The organism is Sorangium sp. So ce327 (assembly GCF_051530205.1).
GTDB classification, from domain to species: Bacteria; Myxococcota_A; Polyangia; order Polyangiales; family Polyangiaceae; genus Sorangium; species Sorangium cellulosum_B.
Window position 1 is genome coordinate 9356308 of sequence record NZ_CP150330.1, and the last position, 26544, is coordinate 9382851.

At 72.4% G+C, this 26544-nt stretch carries 21 protein-coding genes; 11 read left to right on the top strand and 10 right to left on the bottom strand.

Features of this window, described 5'->3' with window-relative positions:
* Positions 1 to 16 precede the first annotated feature (16 nt).
* The gene (locus WME95_RS35060) at positions 17 to 472 is read right to left on the bottom strand and encodes a hypothetical protein (RefSeq protein WP_437543847.1); all 456 of its coding nucleotides are present in this window, start codon (positions 470 to 472) and stop codon (positions 17 to 19) included.
* A gap of 771 nt (positions 473 to 1243) precedes the next feature.
* Here WME95_RS35060 and WME95_RS35065 point away from each other — a divergent pair.
* Positions 1244 to 2593 (top strand): amidohydrolase family protein, encoded by a 1350-nt coding sequence (locus tag WME95_RS35065; RefSeq protein ID WP_437903695.1) that lies wholly within the window; start codon positions 1244 to 1246, stop codon positions 2591 to 2593.
* A 124-nt stretch (positions 2594 to 2717) separates the two neighbouring features.
* Here WME95_RS35065 and WME95_RS35070 read toward each other — a convergent pair whose 3' ends face one another.
* From WME95_RS35070 to WME95_RS35085, 4 genes are all read right to left on the bottom strand, one after another.
* Positions 2718 to 5159 (bottom strand): GH36-type glycosyl hydrolase domain-containing protein, encoded by a 2442-nt coding sequence (locus WME95_RS35070; RefSeq protein WP_437903696.1) that lies wholly within the window; start codon positions 5157 to 5159, stop codon positions 2718 to 2720.
* A gap of 193 nt (positions 5160 to 5352) precedes the next feature.
* Positions 5353 to 6324, bottom strand: a complete 972-nt coding sequence (locus WME95_RS35075) for an aldo/keto reductase (protein WP_437903697.1) — start codon at positions 6322 to 6324, stop codon at positions 5353 to 5355.
* 249 nt (positions 6325 to 6573) lie between these two features.
* Entirely contained in the window at positions 6574 to 7227 is a 654-nt protein-coding gene (locus WME95_RS35080; RefSeq protein WP_437903698.1) for a hypothetical protein, read from the bottom strand.
* Between the two features lie 454 nt (positions 7228 to 7681).
* Positions 7682 to 8191 (bottom strand): OmpA family protein, encoded by a 510-nt coding sequence (locus tag WME95_RS35085; protein WP_080599074.1) that lies wholly within the window; start codon positions 8189 to 8191, stop codon positions 7682 to 7684.
* A 205-nt stretch (positions 8192 to 8396) separates the two neighbouring features.
* On the opposite strand from WME95_RS35085, the gene WME95_RS35090 reads away from it, so the two are divergent.
* Positions 8397 to 11270, top strand: coding sequence for an Hsp70 family protein (locus tag WME95_RS35090; RefSeq protein WP_437903699.1), 2874 nt, complete (start codon positions 8397 to 8399; stop codon positions 11268 to 11270).
* Positions 11271 to 11312: 42 nt separating this feature from the next.
* Here WME95_RS35090 and WME95_RS35095 read toward each other — a convergent pair whose 3' ends face one another.
* Positions 11313 to 12227, bottom strand: coding sequence for a hypothetical protein (locus tag WME95_RS35095; RefSeq protein ID WP_437903700.1), 915 nt, complete (start codon positions 12225 to 12227; stop codon positions 11313 to 11315).
* A gap of 429 nt (positions 12228 to 12656) precedes the next feature.
* On the opposite strand from WME95_RS35095, the gene WME95_RS35100 reads away from it, so the two are divergent.
* A complete protein-coding gene (locus WME95_RS35100; protein WP_437903701.1) occupies positions 12657 to 15677 on the top strand; it encodes a beta-propeller domain-containing protein in 3021 nt (1006 codons plus the stop codon).
* Between the two features lie 67 nt (positions 15678 to 15744).
* On the opposite strand, the gene WME95_RS35105 is transcribed toward WME95_RS35100, so the two are convergent.
* The gene (locus tag WME95_RS35105) at positions 15745 to 16005 is read right to left on the bottom strand and encodes a hypothetical protein (protein WP_437903702.1); all 261 of its coding nucleotides are present in this window, start codon (positions 16003 to 16005) and stop codon (positions 15745 to 15747) included.
* Complete coding sequence (locus WME95_RS35110) at positions 16002 to 16652, bottom strand: RNA polymerase sigma factor (protein WP_437543866.1); 651 nt, start codon at positions 16650 to 16652, stop codon at positions 16002 to 16004. The genes WME95_RS35105 and WME95_RS35110 overlap by 4 nt, the downstream gene beginning before the upstream one ends.
* 152 nt (positions 16653 to 16804) lie before the next feature.
* Here WME95_RS35110 and WME95_RS35115 point away from each other — a divergent pair, with 152 nt between their 5' ends.
* From WME95_RS35115 to WME95_RS35140, 6 genes are all read left to right on the top strand, one after another.
* A complete protein-coding gene (locus tag WME95_RS35115; RefSeq protein WP_437903703.1) occupies positions 16805 to 17161 on the top strand; it encodes a hypothetical protein in 357 nt (118 codons plus the stop codon).
* A 53-nt stretch (positions 17162 to 17214) separates the two neighbouring features.
* Entirely contained in the window at positions 17215 to 17733 is a 519-nt protein-coding gene (locus WME95_RS35120) for a hypothetical protein (protein WP_437903704.1), read from the top strand.
* 141 nt (positions 17734 to 17874) lie between these two features.
* Entirely contained in the window at positions 17875 to 18801 is a 927-nt protein-coding gene (gene grxD, locus WME95_RS35125; protein WP_437543872.1) for a Grx4 family monothiol glutaredoxin, read from the top strand.
* A 149-nt stretch (positions 18802 to 18950) separates the two neighbouring features.
* The gene (locus tag WME95_RS35130; RefSeq protein ID WP_437903705.1) at positions 18951 to 20342 is read left to right on the top strand and encodes a sigma 54-interacting transcriptional regulator; all 1392 of its coding nucleotides are present in this window, start codon (positions 18951 to 18953) and stop codon (positions 20340 to 20342) included.
* A gap of 64 nt (positions 20343 to 20406) precedes the next feature.
* On the top strand, positions 20407 to 20889 hold the full coding sequence (rraA, locus tag WME95_RS35135; RefSeq protein ID WP_437903706.1) for a ribonuclease E activity regulator RraA: 483 nt from the start codon (positions 20407 to 20409) through the stop codon (positions 20887 to 20889).
* 229 nt (positions 20890 to 21118) lie between these two features.
* On the top strand, positions 21119 to 21367 hold the full coding sequence (locus tag WME95_RS35140; protein WP_437543878.1) for a hypothetical protein: 249 nt from the start codon (positions 21119 to 21121) through the stop codon (positions 21365 to 21367).
* Positions 21368 to 21468: 101 nt separating this feature from the next.
* Here the strand turns inward: WME95_RS35140 and WME95_RS35145 are convergent, their stop codons facing one another.
* Entirely contained in the window at positions 21469 to 23322 is a 1854-nt protein-coding gene (locus tag WME95_RS35145; protein ID WP_437903707.1) for a hypothetical protein, read from the bottom strand.
* An 11-nt stretch (positions 23323 to 23333) separates the two neighbouring features.
* On the bottom strand, positions 23334 to 23924 hold the full coding sequence (locus tag WME95_RS35150; protein WP_437903708.1) for a hypothetical protein: 591 nt from the start codon (positions 23922 to 23924) through the stop codon (positions 23334 to 23336).
* A gap of 57 nt (positions 23925 to 23981) precedes the next feature.
* Between WME95_RS35150 and WME95_RS35155 the strand changes: the two genes are divergently transcribed.
* Positions 23982 to 24524 carry a hypothetical protein gene (locus tag WME95_RS35155; protein ID WP_437543883.1) on the top strand — a complete coding sequence of 181 codons (543 nt, stop codon included), beginning with the start codon at positions 23982 to 23984 and terminating at the stop codon, positions 24522 to 24524.
* A 76-nt stretch (positions 24525 to 24600) separates the two neighbouring features.
* Positions 24601 to 26526 carry a hypothetical protein gene (locus WME95_RS35160; RefSeq protein ID WP_437903709.1) on the top strand — a complete coding sequence of 642 codons (1926 nt, stop codon included), beginning with the start codon at positions 24601 to 24603 and terminating at the stop codon, positions 26524 to 26526.
* Positions 26527 to 26544: the final 18 nt, after the last annotated feature.

Below are 26544 nucleotides of genomic sequence, written 5' to 3' on the forward strand. Positions count from 1 at the left end.
CCTCGGCGCGTCGCGATCACTGGCCGTCCTGGAGACAGGCGGTGCCCTGCTCGATGCACGCGCCCTCAGCGGTGGTGGCCGCCGCGGTACCGCACGCCTCGCACTCGGCGTCCGGTGCCTCGTCCGAGTTCGGGTCGCACGCGGCAAAGCAGGGGTCGCCCTCCGCCGCGCCACACGTCTCGCAGATACAATCCGTGACCGCCTGGTATTTCGGAATCGAGGACTCGCAAAGGTCCGCCGGGTCGGCGTTGGCCACGAGAGGCGCTGAGCAAGTCACACACTCCTCGCTGCCGCCCGTGCCACCGCCACCGCCCTCGCCGCTGCCGCCCTCGCCGCTGCCGCCCGTGCCGCCCGTGCCGCCGCCGCCGCCCTCGCCGGCCGAGCTGCTCGCGGTGGTCCCGCCGCCCGAGCCCGTCTCGGTGTCGTCCCCGCAACCCGCGGAGAAGGCGGTCGCGCCAAGGATGAGAGCCATCGAGCCAATGCTGACAAGATTAATATTACGCATGTTGTCCTCCGGCGCGCTCGAACGAGCGCCCGTCGTCGATCGTCGCTTCGTCTGTCAGTCCCAAGGGGACTCGCCGGTCGCGACAACCCCCGCGTGCCGGCGGCGGCACACTACTCCACCCAGGCTGTGACGCTCAACTATCTTCCATGCGACGCGCGAAAACAGCTGTCCGCGCCTCGCCCGGTCGAGCGACCCAAAACACCATGGCATGCGCGTTGAGGACGAGCCCACCAGCGCCCGCGGCTCGGGGATCGCCTGACTCCGACGCCCGGACGAAACCACACCGAAATCGCGCGTCACGAACCGCGCGCATCGCCGTGGCCGGGGGCTCGCGGCTCACGCTCGCGGCGAGCGTCGCAGCGAATGCCGCAAGTCGCGAGTTCCGAGCCTCCTTGTGCTCCACGGAACGCCGCGCCGTCGCCGGGATCGCCGTCGCCCGCGCCGCGCGCTGCCCGCAGCGCTGCGCGATCTCGATGCCTCGCGCGAATCTGGAGATGGCGGCGGACGCCGCCGGGAGCGCGCGCCTTTGACGACTTGAAGGTGGAAGTTGGAAAGCGCTCGTGACAGCGGCCCTGGAGCTCGGATCTGCTATGATCAGAGGCGCGGCGCCTGCGTCGCGCGCGATCGCAGAGCCCGGCCTCGCGCTGCGATCGCGCGCGACGGGCGCCAGCGATACGGCCCCACGCGCGCCGCGCAGCGACGCGCGGGGCTCGTCGCGCGTCACGGGGGGAGGGCACGATGAGCATTCGTCTGCGCGTGTTGCGCGTGTTGCGCGTGTGTCTGGCGGTGACGCTCGCGGGCCTGTGCGCCTGCGCGAGCACGTCTGTGCAATGGCCCTCGCCGGAAGGGCAGCCGAAGCTCCCGCCCCCACGGGAGATCAACGCCGTCGCGCGGCCGGACGCCGCGCGCTGCGCGGCGATCGTCGGGGCCACGCTCATCGACGGCCGGGGAGGGCCGCCCGTGCGCGACGCTGTCGTCGTGGTCCGCGGCGACCGCATCGTCGCCGCGGGCGCGCGCGGCGCCACCGACGTCCCGGCCGGCGCGGAGGTCGTCCCCGGCGCGGGGCTCTGGGTGCTGCCCGGCCTCATCGACGCGCACTTCCACCTCGACGCCGATGACGGGTTGCCCGGCGTCGTCCTGCAGCGCGGCGTCACCTCGCTGCGCGAGCCGGGGAACTGGATCGAGGCGTACGACGCCGCGCGCAGGCTCGGCCCGACGCCGCGGCTCTTCCTGGCGGGGCCGCTGCTCGACGCGCCGTATCCGGCCTATCCAGAGAGCGCGATGCTTGTGCGCGACGCGGCCGAGGCGCGCTGGGCCGTCGATCAGCTGGTCGAGCGCGGGGCGTCGGCGATCAAGGTCTATTTCCGCCTGCCCCTAGGGCTCGTCGAGGAGGTCGCCAAGGCCGCGCACGCGCGCGGGGTGATCGCCGTCGCCCACCTCGAGACCGTCGACGCCGCGGCCGCGGTCCGCGCCGGGCTCGACGGCATCGAGCACATCACGTCGCTCGGCACGGCCCTCGTGCCGCCGCGCGAGGCGGAGCGCTACCGCCAGTCGGTGATCGCCGACAACGACGCGCGCTTTCCGGGGCGCTTCGAGGTCTTTCGCGGCATCTCCCTCGGCGCGCCGCGGACCCGAGCGCTGCTCGGGCTGCTCGCGGCGCGGGGCACCTTCCTCACCCCGACGCTCGCCATCTTCGAGCGCCGCGCCGGCGACGCGGGCGCGACGGAGACCCAGGTGCGCGGCTTCGAGAACATGATGAAGCTCACCCTCGCGGCGCGCCGCGCCGGGGTGCGGGTGGTCGTCGGCTCCCACGGCAAGGCGCCGGGCGCCGACCGAGGGTGGGCCTACCAGCACGAGATGGAGCTGCTCGTCGAGAGCGGCCTCTCGCCCATGGAGGTCCTCGTCGCTGGCACGCTGGAGAACGCCAGGTACTTCCGCGCCGACGACCGGCTCGGCAGCGTCGAGCCGGGCAAGCTCGCCGACCTCGTCCTGATCGAAGGCGACCCGCTCGCGGACATCCGGGCGATGCGGCGCGTGAAGCGGGTGATGCTGAACGGGAGGTGGATCGGCCCAGCTCATGCCGAGTGAGCCGCGCGCGGCCGCCGCGGGCTCGGCGCGCGCGCTACGTGGAGTTACGTGGAGCTGCGCGGACAGGGCGAGCGCACGCGGAGCGCGCCGCCGCCATCGCGCGGCGCGCTCCGACAGAGGGCCTTCAGCCCATCTCGATCTCGACGCGCACCGTCGAGCCGGCCGGCGACAGGGGAATCACGTTCCCCGCGACGGTCTTGCCGTCCACGGTCAGCTTCTTCACGCCCTTGCACACCCCCGAGTTCTTGACGCTGATCTCGTAGGTGGCGCCGCGGAAGCGGCGGGAGATGGAGAAGCTCTTCCACGCCTTGGGCACGCAGGGATCCAGCTTCAGGCCGTCGTACTGGGGCTGCACGCCGAGGATGCCCTGGCTGACGGACACGAACGTCCAGGCCGCGGTGCCGGTGAGCCAGGCATTCTTGGCTTCACCGAAGACCGGGGCGTCCTTGCCGGCGATCATCTGCGCATAGACGTAGGGCTCGGCGCGATAGGTCTCGATCTGGCTCTCCTTGGCCGAGGGGCAGATGGAGAGATAGTACTCCAGCGCGCGCTCCCCTTCGCCCAGGAGACACCAGCCGAGGTGGATCCAGGTGTTGTTGTGGCAGAAGATGCCCGCGTTCTCCTTCACGCCCGGCGGATACGAGGTGACCTCGCCGAGCTCGAGGTGATAGGTCGAGTACGCGGGCTGCTGCAGGACGATGCCGTTCTTCGTGTAGAGGTGCTTGTGCACGCTCTCCATCGCCTGCTTGGCGCGGCCGTTGTCCGCGCCGGCGCCGCCAAGGACGCACCAGCCCTGGCTCTCGATGAAGATCTTCCCCTCCTCGTTCTCCTTGCTCCCGACAGGCCGGCTCTCGGCGTCGTAGGCGCGGCGGTACCACTCGCCGTCCCAGGCCTCCTTCTCGACAACGGCCAGCATCTCGGCGTACTGCTCGCGCATGCGCGCCGCGTCGGACTTCTGGCCCATCCAGTCGTACAGGGCGGCCATCTCGCGGCTGGCATAGAGGAAGAGGCCGGCGATCATCACGGACTCGGCCTTCGAGTCCTTCACGTCGCCCGCGGTCTGGAAGCTCTCGTTGGGCTCGGTGCTGAAACAGTTCAGGTTGAGGCAGTCGTTCCAGTCCGCGTGGCCGATCAGCGGCAGGCCGTGCGGGCCCCGCTTCTTCATCGTGTAGGCGATGGACGTCTCCAGGTGGTGAAGGAGGTCCTCCTTGGAGCCCGGCTTGTCGGCGTAGCCCACCGCCTCCTTGAGGATGCCCTTGTCGCCGGTCTCCTTGATGTACGCGCACGTGGAGAGGATCAGCCACAGGTGATCGTCGTAGAAGTCGCCGCCGATGTCGGCGTTCCCCTTCTTCGTCAGCGGCTGATACTGGTGGTAGCAGGTGCCGTCGCTGAGCTGGGTGGCTGCGATGTCGAGGATGCGCTGGCGGGCGCGCTCGGGGACGAGGTGCACGAAGCCCAGGAGATCCTGGTTCGAGTCGCGGAAGCCCATGCCTCGGCCGATGCCGGTCTCGTACATGCTGGCCGACCGAGAGAGGTTGAAGGTCGCCATGCACTGGTACTGATTCCAGGTGTTGAGCATGCGTGTCGCGTGCTCGTCCGGGCAGTCGGCCTGGAAGTTCGAGAGGATCCCGGCCCAGTCCGCCTTCAGCTGGGCGAACGCGCCGTCCACGACGCCGGGCGCCGAGTACTTGGCCAGGATCTCCTTGCCCTTCTGCTTGTTCAGGACGAAGGGCGCCTTGAACTTGGGCAGGTCCCCGTGGTCCACGTACGAGAGCACGAAGCTCAGCGTCTCGCTCGCGCCGGGCTCGAGCGAGAGGCTCACCTGGTGGCTGCCGATCGGGTTCCAGCCGAACGCCTTGGAGTTCGTGGCCTTCCCCCTGGCCGGCACCTGGGCCTCGTGGAGGCCGTGGTGGACGCTGCCGCAGAAGGCGTCACGGCTCGTGTCGAAGCCGTCGATGGCGCGCGTGCAGGCGAAGAGCGTGTAATGGGAGCGGCGCTCGCGGAACTCGGTCTTGTGGTAGATGGCGCTCCCCTCGATCTCCACCTCACCGATGGAGTAGGTGCGCTGGTAGTTCGTCATGTCGTTGAGGGCCTCGAAGAAGCAGAACTCCTGATAGGAGAACAGCTGGATGTCCTTCTTCGCGCCGCTCTTGTTGGTGACCCGGGTGCGCCAGATCTCCACGTTCTCGCCGGGAACGATGAAGTAGAGCACCTCTACCTCGACGCCGTTCTTCTCGCCCGTGATCTTCGTGTAGCCCAGGCCGTGGCGGCACTCGTAGCGATCGAGGGCCGTCTTGAGGGGCTTCCACATGGGGTTCCACACGACCCCGCCGTCGTTCACGTACAGGTAGCGCCCGCCGAGGTCCATCGGCACGTTGTTGTACCGGTAGCGCGTGAGCCGGCGCAGCTTGGCGTCCTTCCAGAACGTGTAGCCGCCCGCCGTGTTGGTGCAGAGGCCGAACATCTCGTCCGAGCCCAGGTAGTTGAGCCAGGGCAGCGGCGTGTCGGGCCGGGTGATGACGTACTCGCGGCTCTCGTCGTCGAAGTGGCCGTACTGATTGCTCATGGACGCGCGGTCTCCGTGGATAGCGACAGAAAAAAACCCGGAGGCAGCGCTGCCCCGGGTCGGATAAGCCGATGATTGTCAGGCCTGGGGCCTCCGAGCGAGCTCAGAGGGTCGCCACTCTAGACCACGGCACCTCCGCTTGTCAACGGGGCCTGGGGGCGCGCCTCGCTCGCAGAGCCGCGTATCCGCCGCTTCAACCTGCTTTGAACGTGTCGTAACGGCCGGTGCGCGGCGCGACGCGCGCCTCCAGCGCGGCGCGCTCGGCGGGCGGCATCGGGAAGGAGAGGGACCGCGCGCCCAGGTTCTCCCGCACCTCGGCGATCGACGAGCAGCCGATGATCACCGTGTCGGCGTGGCTGGCCGCGTAGCGGATGAGCTCGGTCGCGCTCGCGGCGCGATCCTGGAGCAGGCGGCCCGCGGCCATGATCTTCATGCCGATGACGCCGACGCCGCGCCGCCGCGCCTCCTCGACCACGGTCGTCAGGAACGGGAGCCGCGCCGGATCTGCGGGGTTGACCGCGCAGAGCACGGTATCCACAGGATAACGCCGCATCGCCTCCAGGAGGATCCGCGGGTCGTGGTGGCCGGTGATCCCGACGTGGCGCACGCGGCCGTCCGCCCTGGCCTGCTCCACGGCCTCGATGGCGCCCCGCTTGCCGAAGATGGCGTCGAGCTCCTCGAGCTCCCGCAGATCGTGCAGCTGCCATGAATCGAGGTGGTCTGTCCCGAGCCGACGCAGGCTGTCGTCGAGCAGCCGCAGCGCGCCGTCGCGATCGCGCGCGTGGGTCTTGGAGGCGAGGAAGACCTGCTCGCGCGCCTTCGGGCCGGCGGCGCGGAAGGCTTCACCGTAGTAGTCCTGGCTCTGCTGGTATGCAGGCGCGGTGTCGCAATACCTGACCCCGAGGCGCAGGGCCTCCAGGATCACGGGCACCGCCTCGCGGTGACGGCCGGTCGTCCGGAGGATCCCCTCGCCCCCGAGCGACACCGGCTCCACCTGCGCGCCCGTCCGCCCGAGCGTGCGCGCCGGCGCTTCACCGGCCGCAGGCGCCGCAGGCGACGGGCAGCCGGCTGCCCCGACCGCCACGGCCGCTGCGGTCGTGGCGACCGCTCCCAGCACGCCACGACGGCCACCGTCGGCACTTCCCGTCTCGCTCGGCTCGCGCATACGGCCCTCCTTGGAGAGGACTCTACCAACCGACAGGTCGAACGTAAACCGAGGCCTGGATCTTCGGCGAGAACGGCGCCGACGCCGCGCGCGGCGAGGGTCCGGCACCTGGTTGTACGCGCGATGGCCGGCCTCGCGCCGGGCACGGCTTCAGGCCTCGGCAGAGCCGAGCTCAGCGGGCCACCGATTCGACCGCCCACGACCTCAGGGACGAGCCTTGGGCACGCGGAAGTGGCCGCCTGTCGCTCGCTACCACCGGTCGTCGGGGTCGTCGCCGTCCGACCGATCGTCGTCCTCGAACACCAGCCTGCCAATCACCACCTGGCGAACCGTCGTGGGGTAATAGGCCGTGACGGCGGCCGTGCTCCACGTGTGCCCGACGATGGTTTCCGAGGTGTTCATGTAGAGCCGCATCGTCCCGTAGCCGGCGCCGGAGGCGCCCCGGCCGCTCGAGGCGTACCTGGAGTCGGACGAGCCGTGGTGCGTGCTCGTCGAGTCGACGATGCTCACCTCGAACTGGAGTGTGCCCGCGACGAGGGGTGTGACGGGGAGCTTCGCCCTCGGCGCCCGGCGGAGGATCGCGACGTGCCCGGTCGACGACGCGCCTGCGGGGTAGCGGATGGCGATGATGTCGGCGGCGCGCGCGTCCTTGGGGTCGTGGATCCTCTCGAATCCGTTCTCCTCGACGATGGCGTCGTAGTAGGCAGCCGCGCTCGGGCTCCGGCTGCCCAGCCAGTCGTTGAGCGACGCTTCGGTGAAGCCGTAGCCCCGCTTGAGCAGCTCCGTCAGGAAGGTGGCGCACTGCGTCCGGTTCGCGTAGCGCCGCGCGCCTGCCACACCGGCCCAGCTGATGAAGCTGGGGCTCGAGTTGTATTCGTTGTTCTCAGGGCTGATGTTGTCCACGAGGCTCTCCGCCCACCTGAGATGGTCGGCGTGATGCGCATCGGCGGTGCGCGGCGAAAGCCACGCGAGCCCCGGAAGGACGAGACAAGCGATCTCCAGCATACGACGACGAACGCTCGCCATGATCCACCTTGCAATGCAGTGAGTTGCTCGAACTGGCGCGTCGCACTCAGCGCGCGGATTCCCGTGATGTATTAAGTACGATCGAGAGGCGCCGTTCAATACAAATTTGCAACACAACCATCTTTGGGAGTCGCTTGTCCCACAGGCGCACAGACGGACAGGCGTCCTCGCGCTCGCGCGCCGACGTCGACGAAATCAGTCGATTTCGAATGAGGGACTGTGTTAACCTGGCCTGTTGTTCCGATGCCCGGATGGCCGGGGGAGCAGGCGTGGGGAGGAGCGTGTCGGACCTGGAGCGACGAGCGGGCGGCCTCGATCGGCCGCCAGCAGGTCACTTCGACTTGATGCGGAACTCCACGCGCCGGTTCATGGCGCGGCAGCCCTCGTCGTTCGTGAAGCAGAGCGGCGCGCCGGCGCCATACCCCGGCGCCGTCATCGGCGTCGCGACGCCGCGCTGGACGAGGTAGCGGACGACGGCGTTCGCGCGGCGCTCGGACAGCTTGATGTTGTGCTCCACGCTGCCCTGGTTGTCCGTGTGCCCCTCGACCGTGAGCGCGGTGATCTCCGGGTGCGTCCGCAGGATGTTCGCCACCGCGTCGAGGACCGAGAACGACTCCGGCCGGATCTCGTCCTTGTCGAGGTCGTAGAAGATCGGCCGGGCGATCTTGATGCGATCCCCCTCGATGACCGCCTCGGCTGGCGCCGCCGGCTGGACGGCCACGGGAGGAGGAGGCGGCGGCGGCGCCGCGCTCGCCGCCACCGACATCTCGGTCTTCGCCGACCCGCACCCCGCCGCAAGGGCGCCCAGGACCACAAGCCAGATCGCTCGGTTCGCTCGCATTTCGCGGCTCTAGCACGGGGAATCGCCCGGAAGAACCGGAACAAGTACGCCGACCCCGCCTACAGCTCCCGCGCGGGCGCACGCGACCGGAGGACGGGTGCGGCGGCGGTGCCCCCTGCGACGGCCCCCCGCGCGAGCCGGCGCGGCGGCGCGCCGGACCTGCGGAATGCGCCGCGGCGATCCAGTATCGTTGCTGCGCGCACGCATGTCCGCCCCCGCGAAGAGCCCGAGCCTGATCGTCGGAATCGACCTCGGCACCACGCACACCGTCGTGGCGTGGGCCGATCGCGACGCCGATCCCGGTGCGATCCGCGTCTTCTCGATCCCGCAGCTCGTGACCGCCACCGAGATCGAGGCGCGCCCGCTGCTGCCGTCCCTGCTCTACGCGCCCCTCCCCGGCGAGGCGCAGGCCGATCCTTTCGGCGACGCGCCCTTCGCGATCGGCGAGCACGCGCGCCGGCGCGGCGGCGAGATCCCCGGGCGGCTCGTCGCCTCGGCGAAGAGCTGGCTCTGCCACCCCGCCGTCGACCGCACGGCGCCCATCCTGCCCTGGGGCGCGGCCGAGGAGGCGGCCTCCCTGCCGCGCGTCTCACCGCTCGACGCGAGCGCCCGGATCCTCGCCCACGTGCGGCGCACCTGGGACGACGCGTTCCCGGAGCGCCCGCTCGCGGCCCAGGAGGTCGTGCTCACCGTGCCGGCCTCGTTCGACGAGGTCGCGCGCGAGCTCACGGTCGAGGCCGCCCGCCGCGCCGGCCTCTCGGCGCGGCTCCTCGAGGAGCCTCAGGCCGCGTTCTACGACTTCATGCGCCTCGCCGGCGCGGACGGCCTCGATGCCCTGCTCGCCCGCTCGGACGGCCAGGCGATGGTCCTCGTCTGCGACGTCGGCGGCGGCACGACGGATCTCTCGCTCATCCGGGTCGCTCGGGGCGCCGGCGCGGCCAAGGGCGACCCCGAGGTCTCCCGCGTCGCGGTCGGCCACCACCTCTTGCTCGGCGGCGACAACATGGACCTGGCGCTCGCCCACCTCTGCGAGCCGCGCCTCGTGGGCGCAGGGGAGAAGCTCGACCCGGCGCGCTTCGGCCAGCTCGTGCTGGCCTGCCGCGCCGCCAAGGAGCGCCTGCTCGCCGGCGGGGCCTCGTCCGGCGGCGCCGGCAGCGCCGCGCCTTCGCCGCCGGACGACGCGCCGGTCACGGTGCTCTCGCACGGCGCGCGGCTCGTGGGCGGCGCGCTGACGACGCGCCTCGGCCGCGACGAGGTCGAGGGCGTCGTGCTGGACGGCTTCTTCCCCGAGGCGCCGCGGGACGCCCGGCCGCAGCGCGGGCGGAGCGGGCTCGTCGCGTTCGGCCTGCCCTACGAGCGGGACGTCGCGATCACCCGGCACGTGGCCTGGTTCTTCGCGCGCCACGCCCCGGAGGCGCGAGGGCCGACCGCGCTGCTCCTGAACGGCGGCGTCTTCCGCGCCCGCCGCGTCGCGGAGCGCCTCGCGCAGGTCGTCGAGCGCTGGGGCGGCCCGCCGCTCGATCTGCTCCCGCACGCCGATCCCGACCTCGCGGTGGCGCGGGGCGCGGTCGCGTATGGCCTCGCCCTCGCGGGCCGCGGCGTGCGCATCGAGGGAGGCGCGGCGCGCGGCTACTACGTCGGCCTCGAGGCGCCCGCCGGCGGGGGGCCGCGGCCAGCCGTCTGTGTCGTGCCGCGCGGCGCGAAGGAGGGCAGCGTCCACGCGGCGGCCGGGCGGACGTTCGCGCTCGTCGTGGGGCGCCCGGTGCGGTTCGACCTGTTCGCGTCGGACGACGCGCGCGCCGATCGCGCGGGCGACCTCGTCCCCCTCGAGGACGACCGGTTCGAGGCGCTGCCGCCGATCGCGGTGGCGTTCGACGCGGGGGACGCGGCGCGCGCCGCGACCGGCAAGCAGGCGGAGGTGCGGGTGCAGATCGAGGGAGAGCTCACCGCGATCGGCACCCTGGATCTCGCCTGCGTCGAGGTGGACGCCGCGGCGCCGCGCCGCTTCCGGCTGGCGTTCCAGCTGCGCGAGGATGGCCGCGGCGCGCGCGCGACCGAGGCCGAGGGAGGCGCGCCGGGCGGCGCCCCGGCGGAGCGGGCGCAGGCGAGGCCTCACGCCGCGGCGGCGCCGGGCGGCAAGCGCCTCGACGAGGCCCGGGAGGCGATCGAGCGGGTGTTCGGCAAGGGGCGGCCCGACGTGGCGCCGCGGGAGGCGAAGAACCTCGTGCGCGAGCTCGAGCGTGTCCTCGGGGAGCGCGCCACCTGGACGACGGAGACCGCGCGGGCGCTGCTCGACACCCTCGTTTCGAGCGCGCGCTCGCGGCGGCGCTCGGCCGATCACGAGCGCGTGTTCTGGTCGCTCGCCGGCTACGGCCTCCGCCCCGGGTTCGGCGACGCGGGCGACCCGGCGCGCGTCGCCGCGCTCGCGCCGCTCTTCGCCGAGCGGCTGGCGTTCCCGCAGGAGGCGCGCTCCTGGCAGCAGTTCTGGATCGCCTGGCGCCGCATCGCGGGCGGCCTCGACGAGCCGCTGCAGGTCGCGATCCGGGATCTGGCGGATCCGTTCCTGGCCCCGGCCGAGCAGCGGCTGAAGAAGCCGAAGGGGGTGAAGCCGGAGGCGCTCGACGATCTGCTCGAGCTCTGCGCGTCGCTCGAGCGCGTGCCCGCCGGCCGAAGGAGCGAGCTCGGCGCGTGGATCCTGGAGCGCACATGGACCGACCGCGACGCGCGGCTCTGGGCGGCGATCGGCCGCCTCGGCGCGCGCGTGCCGGCCTACGCCAGCGTCCACCATGTGGTGTCGCCGGCGGCGGCCGAGCGGTGGATAGACCACCTGCTGCGCGAGAAGTGGCAGGAGCTGCCGTCCGCGGCGCCGGCCGCGGTGCAGCTGGCGCGCAGGACCGGGGACCGGGCGCGCGACGTCTCGGACCGGGTCCGCGGCGAGGTGGAGCGGCGGCTCGTCAAGGTGGGCGCACCCGAGGCGTGGCTCAAGGCGGTGCGCGAGGTGGTGGCCGTCGAGGAGTCCGAGCGCGCGGCGTTCTTTGGAGAGGGGCTGCCGGTGGGGTTGCGGCTTGTGAGCGAGTAGGAGCGGTCAGCGGCGAAGTCGGCCCCTGAACTGCACCCCGCTCTACTCGCCGGAAGCCGCCTCGATGCATGCATCGAGCTCCGGCGTCGCCCGCCAGCCGCACTCGCCCGACGCGCCCCGCTCGCACACGCTGTGCTCCTTGTAACACCCGTACTCCTCGAGCCACTCGCACGTGGTGACGATCTCCGCACCCTTGTCCGCGCAGATCTGCCCGCTGCAGCCCGTCGCCACGCACGGCGCAGCCTCGCCGCCGCCGATGCACGCTTCGAGCTCCGGCGTCGCCCGCCAGCCGCACTCGCCCGACGCGCCCCGCTCGCACACGCCGTGCTCCTTGTAGCACGCATACTCCTCACGGTACTCGCAGGTCGTGGCCACCTCCTCATCGGCGCAGACCTGACCGCTGCAGCCGGTCACCACGCACGGCGCAGGCTTGTCGCCGCCGATGCACGCCTCGAGCTCCGGCGTCGCCCGCCAGCCGCACTCGCCCGACGCGCCCCGCTCGCACACGCCGTGCTCCTTGTAACACGCGTACTCATCGCGCCACTCGCAGGTCGTGGCCACGTCCTCATCGGCATCGGCGCAGACCTGACCGCTGCAGCCGGTCACCACGCACGGCGCAGGCTCGCCGCCGCCAAGGCACGCCTCGAGCTCCGGCGTCGCCCGCCAGCCGCACTCGCCCGACGCGCCCCGCTCGCACACGCCGTGCTCCTTGTAACAGGCATATTCCTCCCGGTACTCGCAGTCCGTGACCACGTCCTCGTCCGCGCAGACCTGGCCGCTGCAGCCGGTCACCTGGCACGAGACCGGCTCGCCGCCCGCCACCCCACCTCCCCCAGGGCCTTCCCCCCCGCCCTCGATCGGGCCCTGACAGCCTTTGCCCTTGGCGCCGGTGAGCAAAGGTACGAAGAGCACGAGCATCGCAACGACAAGTCGGTGACGTTTGCTGAAAAGATCCATCGTCAAGCCTCCTATCAAATAGTGACGAACCTGCCATTCGGCAGCCGCAGGCGCCAGGATTCACACCTCGTGCCAAGCACGGCACCGGCGCATCCCCACGCATCCCCGCGCGCAGACGCGATGCTCCCGCGGTGACGAGCGGCTGCCCACAAGCCGCGTGAGCCGCCTCCAGGTCATGAGAGCTCACCCCGGGATCAGGGCATCGAACATCGCCACGGCGCACGCCTTGCGGGCAGGCCCATGACCGCCGGCAGCCCGCCGGCCGCACACTCTGGCACAAGCCACGGGAATACCCGCAAATTCCTTGGATCTTCCGTGGGGTTCCGCATGGCCCGTTATTTGCTGAGTGCGCCGGGCACGGGACCTGAACAGTGCACGCGCACCGGCGCAGACATGACGCCCTGTGTCTCGTCCTCAACGAGGTGAACTATGACCTTCCTGTCTAGAACTTACGCCGGCTGGCTCGTCCTCGCGACGGCGGCGGCCTCGGCCGGACTCACCGGCTGCGGGAAAGGCTCGACGGGGCCTTCCGAACCCGGCTCGACCGATTTCATCTCTGACAATCCGAGGGCAGGCGGTGGAAGAGATACGGCCGCCGATGGCGGCGAGGGCTCAGCGGGCACCGGAGGCGACGGCGCCCCGACCGCGCCCCCGGCCGACGGCGACGCCGAGCGCGCGATCACCGAGGCCGACATCATCCAGGTCAAGGACGGCAAGCTCTACGCGCTCTCGCAGTACTCGGGGCTCAGCATCATCGACATCTCCCGGCGCGACCGGCTGAGCCTCCTCGGGCGCTACCGGGCGAGCGGGATCCCCTTCGAGATGTACCTGCGCGACGGGGTCGTCTACGCGATGTTCTCGTCGTGGACCCAGTACATCTACGACGCGGCCACCGGCGAGTACTCGTATGAGCAATCGAGCCACATCGAGGCGCTCGACGTCTCCAACCCGGCGGCTATCCAGCAGATCGGCTCGTTCGACCTGCCGGGCGCCATCTCCGACTCGCGCATCGTCGGCGACGTGCTCTATACCGTCACGTTCGAGGACGGCGGTTGCTGGGGGTGCAAGGAGTCGCGGAACACCACGGTCACCTCCCTGGCCGTCAGCGACCCCGCCGAGATCGCCGTGGTCGATCAGCTGAGCTACGACGACGACCCCAACGACTACGGGTGGCAGCGCAGCGTGAGCGTCACCCAGGACCGCATGTACATCGCGGGCATCGAGTGGGACGGCACCGACGAGGGGCACTCCACCATCCAGGTCGTCGACATCTCCGATCCCGGCGGCGCGCTCGTCGAGGGCGCGAGCGTCGAGGCCGTCGGCCAGATCCAGAGCCGCTGGCAGATGGACGAGCACGAGGGCGTCCTCCGCGTCGTCAGCCAGCCCGGCCTCTGGCGGACCGACGCGCTGCCCGGCGTCCAGACCTTCGCCGTCGCGTCCTCGCAAGAGCTGACGCCCCTCGGCTTCACCGAGCTCACCCTGCCCAGGCCCGAGACGCTGCGCTCCGTGCGCTTCGACGGCGACCGCGCCTACGCGATCACGGCGGAGCAGACCGACCCGCTCTTCACCATCGATCTGAGCGATCCGGAGCACCCCGCCCAGCTCGGCGAGCTCGAGATGCCCGGCTGGGTCTACCACATGGAGCCGCGCGGCGACCGGCTGCTCGCCCTCGGCTTCGACAACGCCGCCACCGACGGCGCGCTCCACGTCTCGCTCTTCGACGTCTCCGACCTCGCGAAGCCCACGATGCTGGAGCGCGTCCATTTCGGCGGCGACTGGGCGAGCTTCGCCGAGGGCCAGGACCGGATCCACAAGGCCTTCACCATCCTCGACGATCTCGGCACCATCCTCGTGCCGTACAGCGGCTGGGACATCGACGAGGCCGAGGGCTGCGGCTCGTACGAGAGCGGCGTCCAGCTCGTCGACTTCACGGCCGACACGCTCACGAAGCGCGGCTCGGCGCCGGCGCGCGGCCAGGCGCGCCGCGCCTTCGTCCACGACACGCGGCTCTTCGCCGTCTCCGACCAGGAGGTCGGGACGTTCAACATCGATGATCGCGACGCCCCGGTCGAGGCCGCCGACCTGGCCCTGGCGACGGTCGTCAGCAACACGGTGGCCACCGGCGATCTCGTGGTCCGCATGGGCGCGGACTGGTGGACACAGGCCGCGGAGCTCGAGGTCGTGTACGCCGCGGACCCGGGGCGCGCCGAGCCGATCGGCAAGCTCGACCTCTCGACGCTGGCCTCCGGATCGAAGAGCGACTGCTATGGATCCGGCCTCTCCAGCGCGCAGCTCTTCGCGCACGGGCAATACGCCTACCTGCTCTGGCCCTCGTACACGGACTCGTCGAAGACGAGCCTCGCCGTCATCGATCTCACGAACCCCGAAGCCCCCCGGATCGCGAGCCAGCGCGATCTGCCGTTCACCAGCAACGCGCTCTACTATAACGGGTACTACGGCAGGATCGTCTCCACGGGCGCCGCCGTGGTCCAGGCAGGGAGCACGCTCGTGCTCCGCAATGTCGAGGACCCGTACTACTACTACGAGGACGGCGGCGGCGCGCCGCCGCCGCAGCCCCGCGATCCGTCGCTCGAGATCATCGACCTCTCGAACCCGTCGAGCCCGACGCACCGCTCGCTGCCCCTGCCCGACGGCGCCGGTTACACAGGCCTGCAGCTCGACGGCACCACCGTGCTGACGTCGCACTGGGTGCCGCTGCAGGGCGACTCCTCCAGGGCGCGCTTCTACCTCGACCGCATCGACGTGGCCGATCCCTCATCGCCGGTCGTGCAGACGCCGGTCAACGTGCCCGGCTCGCTGCTGGCCTTCGATGGCGCGTCGGACCGCGCGCTCACGGTCGATTACGAGGCGGTCGAGTTCCAGGTCCCGGGCTACCAGGAGTGCTTCAGCGCGTTCAGCTACTACGCCGAGTTCGTGCCGACGAACCAGCAGAACTACGATGGCCCCGGCGTCTGCCGCGGGACGCGCCACACCCTCAAGCTGCTCGACATCGGCAGCGCGAGCGCGAGCCTCCGGGACGAGCACACGCTCGACGACGACACCCGCCTGGACCAGGTGTTCGTGGGCGATGACCGCGTGTTCATGTACACCTCCGGGTACTACGCCGTGGGCGACGCGGTGGGCGGCGGCGCATACACGTCCGGGATCCTCGTGGCCAGCGGGCTCGAGGGAGGCAGCATCGAGGTCGCGATGAAGGAGCTCTCGAGCCCCGACGCCGGCTGGCCGCGCGCCGTGGACGGGACGCGCCTCCTCCTCGCCGGCTACAACCCGCCCGGGCTCTCGGTGCTCGACGCGGCCGACCTCGACGAGCTGACGCTCGAAATGAAGGGCGAGCTCTCGTCGTACGTCTCGCAGGTGACGATCTCCGGGGACAACGCGCTCTGCGCGCTCTGGTACCACGGGCTCGAGGTCGTCGACCTCGGCGACTGAACCGCGCGCCGCCGCTTCACCCCGCGCGGCTCGTCACGGGCCGCGCGGCGAAGACGCCGCGCGGCCGCTAGCCTCCCCCGTAGATCTGCCCGATCTTCTGCACCGAATCCCACACGTACACGCAGCCCGAGCTCAGCAGGAGCCCCGGCAGGATCACCGCCGACCAGGCGAGCGAGAGCCGCGCGCTCGGCGCGGGGCGCTCCGTCTCCGCCAGCGCGGCGCGGGCGAGGCGCCGGACCGCGTCGGCCCGGGCCAGGTCGAGCGGGGCGACCGGCGGCAGATCGGCGAGGCCCCTCGCCAGCGGATCCTCTCCTGAGAACGGCTTCATCGAGTACCTCCCCGCGTCTGTCCATCCGGCGCGTCCGCGGCGTCCGCGGCGGAGATCGAGGTCGTCGATCCCCGCCGGGGCCGCTCAGCATTTCGCCTTTCGAGGCGGGCCGCAAGCTCGGCGCGGGCGCGCGACAGGCGCTTGCGGGCGGCGTCCTCGCGGATGCCGAGCACCTGGGCGACCTGCGCCGTGTCGAGCCCCTCGACGGCCCCGAGGAGCAACACCTCGCGGTGCACCGCCGCGAGATCGCGGAGCGCCGCCTCCAGCGCCGCCACGTCGGCTCGGGCGTCCGCCGTGCCCTCGGGCTCGGGCGCTGCCGGCGCGGGCTCGCGGGAGAACAGCGCGGCGCGGGCGAGGTCGAGCAAGGCGGAGCGGCGGTGGCTCCGGTAGCGGTTCCTGGCGATCGTGAACAGCCACGCGGCGAGATCGGTGTCCTCGGCGAGCCGGCCGGCGTGGCGCGCGACGGCGAGCCAGGTGTCCTGGAACAGGTCCTCGGCGACGTCGCGCCGGCCGGAGAGGCGCACGAGGAAGCCGAAGATCCGGGCGTTATAGCGCGCGTAGAGCGCGTCGAAGGCGCGCGGATCGCGGCGCCTCAGGCGAGCCGCGAGCTCGGCGTCGGACGGAGCTGCTGCGCCCTCCCTCTCCACGCCGGCATAACGCGCGAGGGCCGCGGGCGTGACAAGGAAGTTTTCCGGTCACGGGATCCGCGGCGCCGCGTTGGGGCTCATGAAGGCCGGCGCACACGGCGGCGGCGGCGACACGCGGCAGGCAGAGAAGAGCAGACGAGAGGAAGGCACCGATGTTCGATTTCTTCGTCGAGGGCGGCTGGGGGATGTGGCCTATCCTGGTCTTCGGGATGGTCACGGTCGGCGCGGGGCTGCAGTTCGCCCGGCGGCCGGAGCCCGGGAAGCTCGGGTTCATCGCGGCCATGGGGCTGACGACGCTGGTCGCGACGATCCACGCGACGTGGATCGACCTCGGCGCTGTGTTCAGCTACCTGTCCGACCCGGTGAAGGTGCCGGACGGCGAGATCGCGCGTGTGCTCGTCGTGGGGCTGAAGGAGAGCACGCGGCCCGGGTCGCTCGGCGGGCTGCTGCTCGCCATCGCGTGCCTGCTCTCGGCGGTGGGCATCCTGCGCGCCGGTCGGGCGGCGTGATCCGCGGCGCGTCGGCGCTTGGCGCCGGGGCCCGGGTGCGGCACACAAGGTCCATGGGCAGAGCCGAGCTCGCGCAGCTGATCGACCGCGATGGCCTCGACGCCTCGGACGGTTCGCGAGGCCGCCTCGCGATCGCCGTCCCGGCGGCGTGGGCGCGCGACGGCGCCGACATCGAGATCGCCGTGCCCGCCCGCGTCACCTGCGCCCGCTGCGACGGCGGCGGCTGCGACAGCTGCGCCCGGAGCGGCGCCCACCGCGCCCCGGCGGAGGTCGACGCGAGGACGCTGCGGCTCCGGCTCCCCCCCGATCTCAGCGGCGGCGTGACGCTCCGCCTCGTACGCCCCTTCGGCGAGCGCGCCCCGCTCGATCAGCTCCTCGTCGAGCTCCGCGAAGACAGCGCGGCGTCGCCGGGCGTGCACCGCGTCACGCCGCCCCCGTCGGACGCGCTCGCGCGCTCTCCGACGGCGAACGGCGGGCGCTTCCGTGTGCTGGGCGCCGAGCTCGGCGCGCCGGCCGTCATCGCGACCCTCGCCGCGATCGCGGCGGTCGTGGGCCTCCTGCTCGGCCGCTGAGCGCGCAGCGCTCCGCCCTCGGTCGACGCGGGCGAGGCCGGCTGGAGGGCCTCGCTGCCGTGCTTTGCTCATGCTAGCGAGAGGCCCGCGGACGCGCGGGAGCCGACCGCACCGCCACCGCCGCGCAGGGAGAGCAAGCACATGAGCCTCAGCGAGCCCATGCGGGCCAGGATCGCCACCATCATCCGCGAGAGCGATGTCGTCCTGTTCATGAAGGGCACGCGCACCATGCCGCAGTGCGGGTTCTCCGCCACGGTGGTGAACATCCTCGACGAGCACCTCCCCGAGTACCAGACGGTGGACGTGCTCTCGGATCCCGCGCTGCGCGACGGCATCAAGGAGTTCTCGAGCTGGCCCACGATCCCGCAGCTCTACGTCCGCGGCGAGTTCGTCGGCGGCTGCGACATCGTGAAGGAGCTGCACGCGACCGGGGAGCTCGTGAAGGCGCTCGGGCTCGCGCAGGGCGAGGCGCAAGCGCCGCCCACGCTCCGCGTGACCGCGGCGGCGCTCGCGGCGTTCGCGGCCGCGAGGGAGTCCGAGGCCGACTTCGTCCACATCGAGATCGACCCGTCCTACAACTACGGCCTTTACTTCGGCCCGCGGCAGGCAGGCGACGTCGAGGCCCAGGCGGGCGGGGCGGTGTTCCTGCTCGACCGCGCGAGCGCGCGGCGCGCCGAGGGGCTGTCGATCGACTTCGTCGAGGGCCCCTCCGGCGGCGGCTTCAAGCTGGAGAGCCCGAACGAGCCGCCGAAGGTCAAGCAGATCTCGTCGACCGCGCTCAAGGCCCTCCTGAACAGCGGCGAGGCGATCGAGCTGTTCGACGTCCGGACCGAGCAGGAGCGCACGATCGCCAGGATCGAGGGGGCCCGCCACCTCGATCAGGCAGGGCAGCGGTACCTGGAGACGCTCGCGAAGGACGCGCGGATCGTCTTCCACTGCCACCACGGCGGCCGCAGCCAGGCGGCCGCGGAGCACTACCTCGCGAAGGGTTACAGGAACCTTTACAACCTCCAGGGCGGAATCGACGCGTGGTCGCAAGATGTCGACCCCTCGGTGCCGCGGTACTGAGCGCCTCGGCCAGAGGCACGCCCGCGACGAGCAACCGCACACCCGCAATGGGAGAGGCGCGGGCATCTCGTCTCGATAGATTTTTTTAACCACAGCGGCCGACATCCGAGAGCCTTCAGGGCCGGCGTGGGATCATGTATGCGTAAGGTGTGGGTGCCGACGATCAGTCGACGATCAGGGCGTCCGACACCGCGCGGTCGGCGTCGCCGGAGGGGGCGACGCCTGGCCTGGTGGTCATCTTCGCCCGCGGCCAGCCTGCCTGCGCGCCGATCCCGCTCGAGGGCGGCGCGGTCGTGCTGGGCCGCGCAGCGGCGGACGACACGGTGGTGGTCGAGGACGAGCAGGTGTCGCGCCGGCACGCCCGCATCGCGCTGTCGGGCGGGGGTCTCCGGATCACCGATCTCGGCAGCAGGAACGGCACCTTCGTCGATGGAGCGCAGATCGAGGATCAGGTCTTCTCGTCGCCACCGCGCGTGATCCGGCTCGGGAGCACGCTGCTGCGCTTCACCGCGGACATCGAGCCGTTCCAGCGCGGCGGGGTCCTGGAGCACGAGGACGGGCTGGTCGGCCCCACGCTCAGGCAGGTCCGCGAGGCGATCCACCGCGCGGGGATGCGCGGGGATACCTTGCTGCTCACCGGGCCGAGCGGCTCGGGCAAGGAGCTCGGGGCGCGCGCCTACCATGCGGCGACGGGCCGGGGCGGCCCCTTCGTCGCCGTGAACTGCGCCGCGATCCCGGAGGGCCTCGCGGAGCGGCTGTTCTTCGGGGCGCGGCGCGGCGCCTACTCGGACGCGACCGCCGACGCCGAGGGCTTTGTCCAGGCGGCTCACGGCGGCACGTTGTTCCTCGACGAGATCGCGGAGCTCGATCCGGCGGTTCAGCCGAAGCTGCTCCGCGTCCTCGAGACCCGGGAGGTCGTCGCGCTCGGCGACACGCGCCCGCGCAAGGTGGAGTTCCGCCTGTGCGCGGCCACGTTGAAGGATCTCCAGGCCGAGGTCGCGGCGCGCCGGTTCCGGGACGACCTCTATTACCGGATCGGCCGGCCCGAGGTGCGGATCCCGTCGCTGACGGAGCGGATCGAGGAGCTCCCCTGGCTGGTGGCGGCGGAGCTCAGGCGCACCGGCGCGCGGCTCGCGCCGGGGGCCAGCTTCCTGGAGTGCTGCGCGCTGCGCGCGTGGCCGGGCAACGTGCGGGAGCTGCTCTGCGAGGTGCGGCAGGCGGGCCTCGCGGCGCTCGCGGCCGGGCGCACCGCCGTGGAGGTGGCGGATCTCGCGCCGTCCGCGGGCCTCGACATCACGGAGGTCGCGAGGCGCACGCCGGCGCCGCCGGAGATGCGGCGGCTCGCCATCGAGACGGCGCTGCGGCGCGAGCAGGGGAACGTCACGCGCGCGGCGCGCTCGCTCGGGATGCACCGGAACCAGCTGCGCCGGTGGCTCGCCCGGCATGGCGTCGATTCGTCGGCCTTCGCCGTCGCGGGCAAGCGCAAGGGCGGCGCCTCCCTCCCCTCCGCCGAGGACGGCGAGCGCCACGAGCCCTCGTGACCGGGGGCGGATGAGCGGTTGAATCCGGCGGTCGACAGCCTAGGAAGGCGGAGGGGGAGTCTTCATGAGCTCAGAGATCAGAACCACGGATCTATGCGACGAGCACCCGGACGTCCTCGTCGCCGATCCGATCTTCCGGGATTACGGCGGAGCTCGGCTGTTTCACGGGCGCATCACCACGGTGAAGGTCCACGAGGACAACGTGCTCGTCCGCAAGGCGCTCGAAGAGCCCGGCCAGGGGCGGGTGCTCGTCGTGGACGGAGGCGGCTCCCTCCGCTGCGCGCTCCTCGGAGACAACATCGCCGCCATGGCCCACCAGAACGGCTGGGCCGGGGTGATCGTTCATGGGTGCATCCGCGACGCGGAGGCGATCGGCCAGATCCCGATCGGCGTGAAGGCCCTCACGACGCACCCGAGGAAGAGCGCCAAGAAGGGCGCGGGGGACCGCGACATCGCCGTGACGTTCGCCGGGGTCACGTGGGTTCCTGGCGAGCTCGTCTATGCCGATCATGACGGCATCGTTTGCGCGCACGCGCAACTTGCCTGAGAGCCCGCGCGCGCGCTCGCGTCCGAGGTGCGGCAAAACGCACGTCCCTGGGCGCTTTTGCCACACCTGGAGAGGAGGGCGCGCGGCGGCTGCGCCCGGTATGGATGGGCTCGGATCCGGTCAGGACGCGTGAACGTCGCGCGCCGCGTCGAAGCGCGCCAACTGGCGCGGCCAATGCATCACGAGCAGGGAAGGAGCGATCAACACTCGTAGAATCGGGAGGACAAGAATGGGCAACATCACATCGGAACTGAAGAGCGATCTGAACAAGAGCCTGGAGTCGCTCCAGACCCTGCGCGACGAGATCCGCGTCAGGCTCCACCTTGCCGGCATGGACGCGAAGGACGCCTGGGACAAGCTGGAGCCCAAGCTCCTCGACGCCGAGAAGCTGGCCGACGACGTCTCCGAGGCGTCGCGGCACGCGCTGCGCGAGATCGTGGAGAAGGTGAAGGAGTTCCGCTCGTCGCTCCCCTCCTGATCGCCGCGCCACCGCGGCGGAATCGAGAAGGAATCGAGAAGGAATCGAGAAGGAATCGAGAAGGAATCGAGACGAGATCGAGGTGGGGGCGCGACGCCGGGTCAGCCCCGCAGCGCGGCCGCCACGACGCGCGCGACGCTCCCCCACCCTGGATCCGCCGCGCAGGCCGCGAGCCGCTCCCCGACGACGTGCGAGCGCCGGTGATCGTAGAAGCCGGGCGGCCGCGGGAAGGCGGTGAGCGGCGCGCGCAGGAGGGTCTTCTCGACCTGCGCGAGCATCGTTGTGTTGTGCACGAAGCCGAGCCCGCTCCGGATGTCGGCGAGCGTCGAGCCCGGGTGGCCTCCCCAGGGCGGGACGACGGCCGCGTGCGCGGCGGCGGGCGCCTGGTTCACCGCGATCACGCCGTACCGAAGATCGAGCAGCGCGCGGTCGAGCGCGGCCCCGACGGCGGGGTCCTCCTCGCTCATCGGGTGCACAACGATCGTCGCGCCAAGGCTGCCCTGGAGCCGGTCGTTGCAGAAGCGGGTCGCCTCCTCCAGGAACTCCACCGGATCGCTCGAGCCGACCTCGACGACGGAGAGCACGCCGCCGAGCGGCTCGCTCGAGAACAGCGGCTCGGCGGCGTCCAACGCGTCGAGCCCGGCGATCAGCGTCCAGGGGAGCTCGCCCGGCCCTGGCGCGCCGATGCGCGCGACCCCGCACGGCAGCGGTACGTCGGCGGAGGCCTCGAGGCGCTCGGGCTCGATCGGCGCGCGCCCGGCCGTGAGGGCGGCGTGCCGCGCGTCGGCCTCCGGGTGGGCGGCGCGCCGCGGCGGCACGGCGGCGAGCGCGCGGCGCAGCATCCGGAAGAGCAGCGGCCGCTGCGTGAAGCCCCTGGGCAGGACGAGGACGCTCGCGGCGTGGCCGCCGTGCGACGCGCCGCTCACGATCTGGCTCGCGAGGCACCTCGCCTGGAACCAGAGCTCGTCGCCGCCGTAGAGCCACGGCATCACGAGGACCGGGCTGGCGCCGCCGAGCGTGGAGGAGATGGGCTTGTCGAGCAGCCGCTCTCCCGAGGCCCGCCGGCGCGCCTGCGCCGGGCCCGGCGGCCCCCAGACGAGCGCGTCGTGCGCGCCCGCCGGGCCGGTGAAGTGGACCTCCGAGACGGCGGGGTGGGCCGCGAGGTAGGCGCCCGACTCGGCGCCGCCGTAGACGAAGCGGAGGAGCCCGCGCGCGACGAGCGGCGTGAGGGCGCGCTCCATCAGCGCGCCGAGGGGCGCGCTCCGCGGGCTCATCGCGAGCGCCACGACGCGCCCCTCGACGAAGAGCTTGTGCAGCGCTTCCCGGAGGGGGACGCCGGCGACGTCGCCCGCGCCGAGCACCAGCGCGACGCCCCCTTCGGGGTCGCGTTGCTGGTAGAAGCGCGCCTGCTCTTCGCGGACGCTCTCGCGCGTCGCCCCGGGCTGCATCAGCACGCGCGCGCGGAGGGGCCCGTGCAGGGCGGTGTCCTTCAGGCGCGTCGGGAACACCTCCACCTCGATCCGGCCGTCCGCGCGGGCGCGCACCGCCCCGCGGCCGAGCCGGGGGCGCCCGCGCGCGGCGATGTCCTCGAGCGCCTCGGCCAGGCGGCGCACCTGCGAGAGCGTGACGCAAGGCCCCGCGAGCCACGCCTCGCCGCTCGCCGCCGAGCCAGGATCGAGCCCCCGGTCGGCGCACGACGCCTCGACCTCGGCGCGCGCGGCGGCGAGCAGGCCCGGGAGCGACGCGCGGAGCAGGGAGGCCTTCTCGAGGGCCGGCATGCGAGCGAACCCGAGCGCGGCGTCGCCCAGCTCGGACAGCGCACGATCGAGCTCGGCCGGGGCTGTCTCGGCGCCGCTCGCGGCGCGCGGATCGACCGTCGGCACGGCCGCGGCGCCGCTCGAGGCGGCGCTTCCGGGCGCGAGTTCTGTGACGGCGGCGACTTCGGGGACTGGCATCGGGACGGAGATTACAGGCTGGAGATCGCGCGCGCGAGCGCGGCGACGGTTCGCGGCGCGCGTGTAGCCGGCGTGCTCGGGATTCGGTACAGTCCACCGCCATGGATTGCGCTTTCACCACGGGTCTGGGCCCCGCGCGCGCGCCCTCCTCCAGGGCAGCTCTCCGCCCGGCAGCTTGCGGCCTCCTTCTCGGCCTCGGCGCGCTCCTCCTCGCGCCAGCGGCGACAGCGCAACAGAACGCTCAGCCGCTCCCGCAGGGCCAGGCGCAGCCCGGCGGAGCTGCCCAGGCGCCGTCCGGGTATCCCCAGCAGCAGGGGTATCCTCAGCAAGGTTACCCGCAGCAACAGGGGTATCCTCAGCAGCAGGGGTATCCTCAGCAGCAAGGTTACCCGCAGCAACAGGGGTATCCTCAGCAAGGCTACCCGCAGCAGCAGGGATACCCTCAGCAGCAGGGATATCCTCAGCAAGGCTACCCTCAGCAGCAGGGGTATCCGCAGCAACAAGGATATCCTCAGCAGCAGGGATATCCTCAGCAGCAGGGATATCCTCAGCAGCAGGGATACCCCCAGCAAGGTTACCCTCAGCAGGGATACCCGCAGCAAGGTTATCCCCAGCAAGGCTATCCCCAGCAGCCGCCCGGCTATGGTCAGGGCTACGCCTTGCCGGCCGGGCCCCCGCCGCCCCCGAAGCCCCCCGAGTCCACCTGCTGCCGCTGGTCGGTCCGCTACAACGCGCTGGACCTCCTGTTCGGGAAGATGACGTTCGAAGGCGAGGTCACGATCATCGGGCCGCTCACCATCGGGATCGCGCCGTCGTGGATCTGGGGCTCGCTCGAGGATGCGTCGCTCGACACGACCGGCTACGCGCTCGCGGCGGACGTCGGTGTCTACGTCGAAGGCAAGGCGCTGCGGGGCTTCTGGGTGAAAGGGCGCATCGGCTACGAGTCGTTCGAGGCGGTCATCACCCCTCCCGGGCGGCTCGAGGGCCGCGGCGATGTGAGCAGCGTCGTCCTCGGCGGCATGGTGGGGAGCACCAACGTGCTCAGCCGAGACGGCGGATTCGCCATGTCGGGAGGCTTCGGGATCGGCGTGGCGCTCGCCGATCCCGTGACGATCACCGCGGGCCCCTACCAGTATTCCTTCTACGAGAAGGCGGGGAAGATCAAGCTCATGGGGTCGCTCTCGCTCGGCGTCGTCTTCTGATCGACGCCCTCGCTTGCCCGGCCCCAGTACCGCGGGGAACTTGGCCCCGCGCGCGGTGACGTGGGACTCCTGCACCATGCCCTCTCGCATCGCCCGCCGCCCCGGGCCGGCGCTGCTGCTCCCGTTCCTGGCGGCGCTCCTGTCGATCGCGTTCGCCCTCCCCGCGCGCGCGTGGGTCGAGGTGCACATCGCCGGAGACGACGTGCGCCTGTCGATCGACCGGGCCGGCGCCGCGACGGTCGAGCACAAGGTCACGCTGAAGATCTCGGGCGGGCCGCTCCGCGGGCTCGACATCCAGGGCGTCGACCCGGACGCCCAGCTCGATCCGGGCAGCTACGCCGTGCCCTTGAAAGCCGCGGAGGCGGGCTCGCTCGCGTCCGCGACGCCGGTCGCGATCGAGCTCCTGCCCCCCGACCTCCGGCCGCGCGAAGACGGCACGCGCCGCCCGGCGGCGATGCGGGCCCGCTTCGACGGCAAGGGGCTGAGCCGCGGGGTGTTCGTGCTCTTCTTCCGCTACCGCACGGACCTCATGAAGCGCGGGCTCATCCGGCAGGACGGCCCGAGCTCCCGCGTCTCCTGGAGCGGCCCCGTCTGGGACGACGGCTACGACTCGGCGCGGCTCACCGTCGCGCTCCCGGCCGCGCCCGACGAGCCGCGCGTCGACGAGGCGCGCGCCGGCGAGGCGGGCGAGGAGGCGTCCCCCGACGCGCTCCCGGCGCCGACGACGCTCTCGACGCTCCGCCGCGCGCTCGACAAGGACGAGCTGGAGCTGCTCCGCCCGTACGCCCCCAAGGCCGAGCCGATCCGGTGGGCGATCCGCGCCGACGCGCGCGCCTTCCAGCCCGAGCCCGCCGCGGCGAAGCCCGGGGCCGACACGCTCGGCCGCATCTCGGACGCCGCGGCCGGCAGCCCCGATCGCAGCCGCACCCTCTACGTGGCCGCGGGCGTGGTCCTCTTCGCGCTCTACAGCGCCCTCGTCGCGCTCAAGGCGCGCGAGCACGAGCGCCTCGCGCGCGCCGCGGGCGCGCTGCCGCGGCCCCTCGTCCCGATCCCGCTCGCGCCGCGCGCCGCGCTCGCGGGGCTCGCGCTCGTCGCCGGCGTCGCCCTGGAGCTCCTGCTCAGGGACGGCACGCCGGGCGCCGCGCTCGTGGCCGCGGCGACCGCGCTCGCCGCGCACCGCACGCCCCGCCCGGAGCGCACCGCCGCGACCTTGCGGCGCCCTGGCAAGTGGCTCCCCATCGCGGAGGCCGAGGCGTTCCGCGAGCCGCCGCGGGCGCGCGGCGTCTACCTCGACGTCTCGACGCGCGCCGGCAAGGCGCTGCTCGTCGCGCTGCTCGCCGGGCTCGGCGCGGGCGTCCACGCCGTGGCGGCCGCCTCGCCGTACCACGCCCACCTGCTCGCGCTCGACGCGACGGCGCTGCTCGCGATCTTCTGCACCGGCCGGCTCGCCGAGCTCCCCGCCGATCCGGCGGCGCGGCCTGTCGCGTTCCTGCGCGACGTCGCGCGGCGCGTGCGGCGCCTGCGGAAGGCGCCCGCCAGCGCCGCGCCCGCGGCGCAGGAGCTCCGCGTCGTCGGCCGCCTCCGCATCCCGGACGGCAGCCCCGACGCCGACGAGCTCCGGCTCGGCCTCTCGCCGCGCGCGGCGCTCCCCGGCTTCGTCGGGATCGAGGTCGGCGTCGTCTACGCGCCCGGCGCCGGCGGCGCCATCGGGCTGCCCGAGGTCCTGCTGCGCGTCGCCCCCGGCTCGCCGTGCGAGCGCGCCGTCGAGGGGCTCGCGAAGAGCGGCCGGTCCTCGCGCGGCCGGCGCCCCGGCGAGCGCGTGCTCGCGTTCACGCCGCGCCTGCCGACCGCGAGGATGACGGCGGCCATCGCCGCCGCGCTGGTCCGCGCCGTGTCCACCCCGCCCGCGAGCGCCACGCCGACGAAGCCGTCCGGCGCCGGCGCGGCCGGGGCGACCCGCGCGCCGCGTCCCCGCAAGAAGGCGGTCTCCGCTGCGGCGTAGCGCCGGGTCAGCCCCCGT

Bases quoted from the DNA above. Each gene is read 5' to 3' on its own strand.
- WME95_RS35060 (WP_437543847.1), bottom strand. From the start codon at position 472: ATGGCTCTCATCCTTGGCGCGACCGCCTTCTCCGCGGGTTGCGGGGAC.
- WME95_RS35065 (WP_437903695.1), top strand. From the start codon at position 1,244: ATGAGCATTCGTCTGCGCGTGTTGCGCGTGTTGCGCGTGTGTCTGGCG.
- WME95_RS35070 (WP_437903696.1), bottom strand. From the start codon at position 5,159: ATGAGCAATCAGTACGGCCACTTCGACGACGAGAGCCGCGAGTACGTC.
- WME95_RS35075 (WP_437903697.1), bottom strand. From the start codon at position 6,324: ATGCGCGAGCCGAGCGAGACGGGAAGTGCCGACGGTGGCCGTCGTGGC.
- WME95_RS35085 (WP_080599074.1), bottom strand. From the start codon at position 8,191: ATGCGAGCGAACCGAGCGATCTGGCTTGTGGTCCTGGGCGCCCTTGCG.
- WME95_RS35090 (WP_437903699.1), top strand. From the start codon at position 8,397: ATGTCCGCCCCCGCGAAGAGCCCGAGCCTGATCGTCGGAATCGACCTC.
- WME95_RS35095 (WP_437903700.1), bottom strand. From the start codon at position 12,227: ATGGATCTTTTCAGCAAACGTCACCGACTTGTCGTTGCGATGCTCGTG.
- WME95_RS35100 (WP_437903701.1), top strand. From the start codon at position 12,657: ATGACCTTCCTGTCTAGAACTTACGCCGGCTGGCTCGTCCTCGCGACG.
- WME95_RS35105 (WP_437903702.1), bottom strand. From the start codon at position 16,005: ATGAAGCCGTTCTCAGGAGAGGATCCGCTGGCGAGGGGCCTCGCCGAT.
- WME95_RS35115 (WP_437903703.1), top strand. From the start codon at position 16,805: ATGTTCGATTTCTTCGTCGAGGGCGGCTGGGGGATGTGGCCTATCCTG.
- WME95_RS35120 (WP_437903704.1), top strand. From the start codon at position 17,215: ATGGGCAGAGCCGAGCTCGCGCAGCTGATCGACCGCGATGGCCTCGAC.
- grxD (WP_437543872.1), top strand. From the start codon at position 17,875: ATGAGCCTCAGCGAGCCCATGCGGGCCAGGATCGCCACCATCATCCGC.
- rraA (WP_437903706.1), top strand. From the start codon at position 20,407: ATGAGCTCAGAGATCAGAACCACGGATCTATGCGACGAGCACCCGGAC.
- WME95_RS35140 (WP_437543878.1), top strand. From the start codon at position 21,119: ATGGGCAACATCACATCGGAACTGAAGAGCGATCTGAACAAGAGCCTG.
- WME95_RS35145 (WP_437903707.1), bottom strand. From the start codon at position 23,322: ATGCCAGTCCCCGAAGTCGCCGCCGTCACAGAACTCGCGCCCGGAAGC.
- WME95_RS35160 (WP_437903709.1), top strand. From the start codon at position 24,601: ATGCCCTCTCGCATCGCCCGCCGCCCCGGGCCGGCGCTGCTGCTCCCG.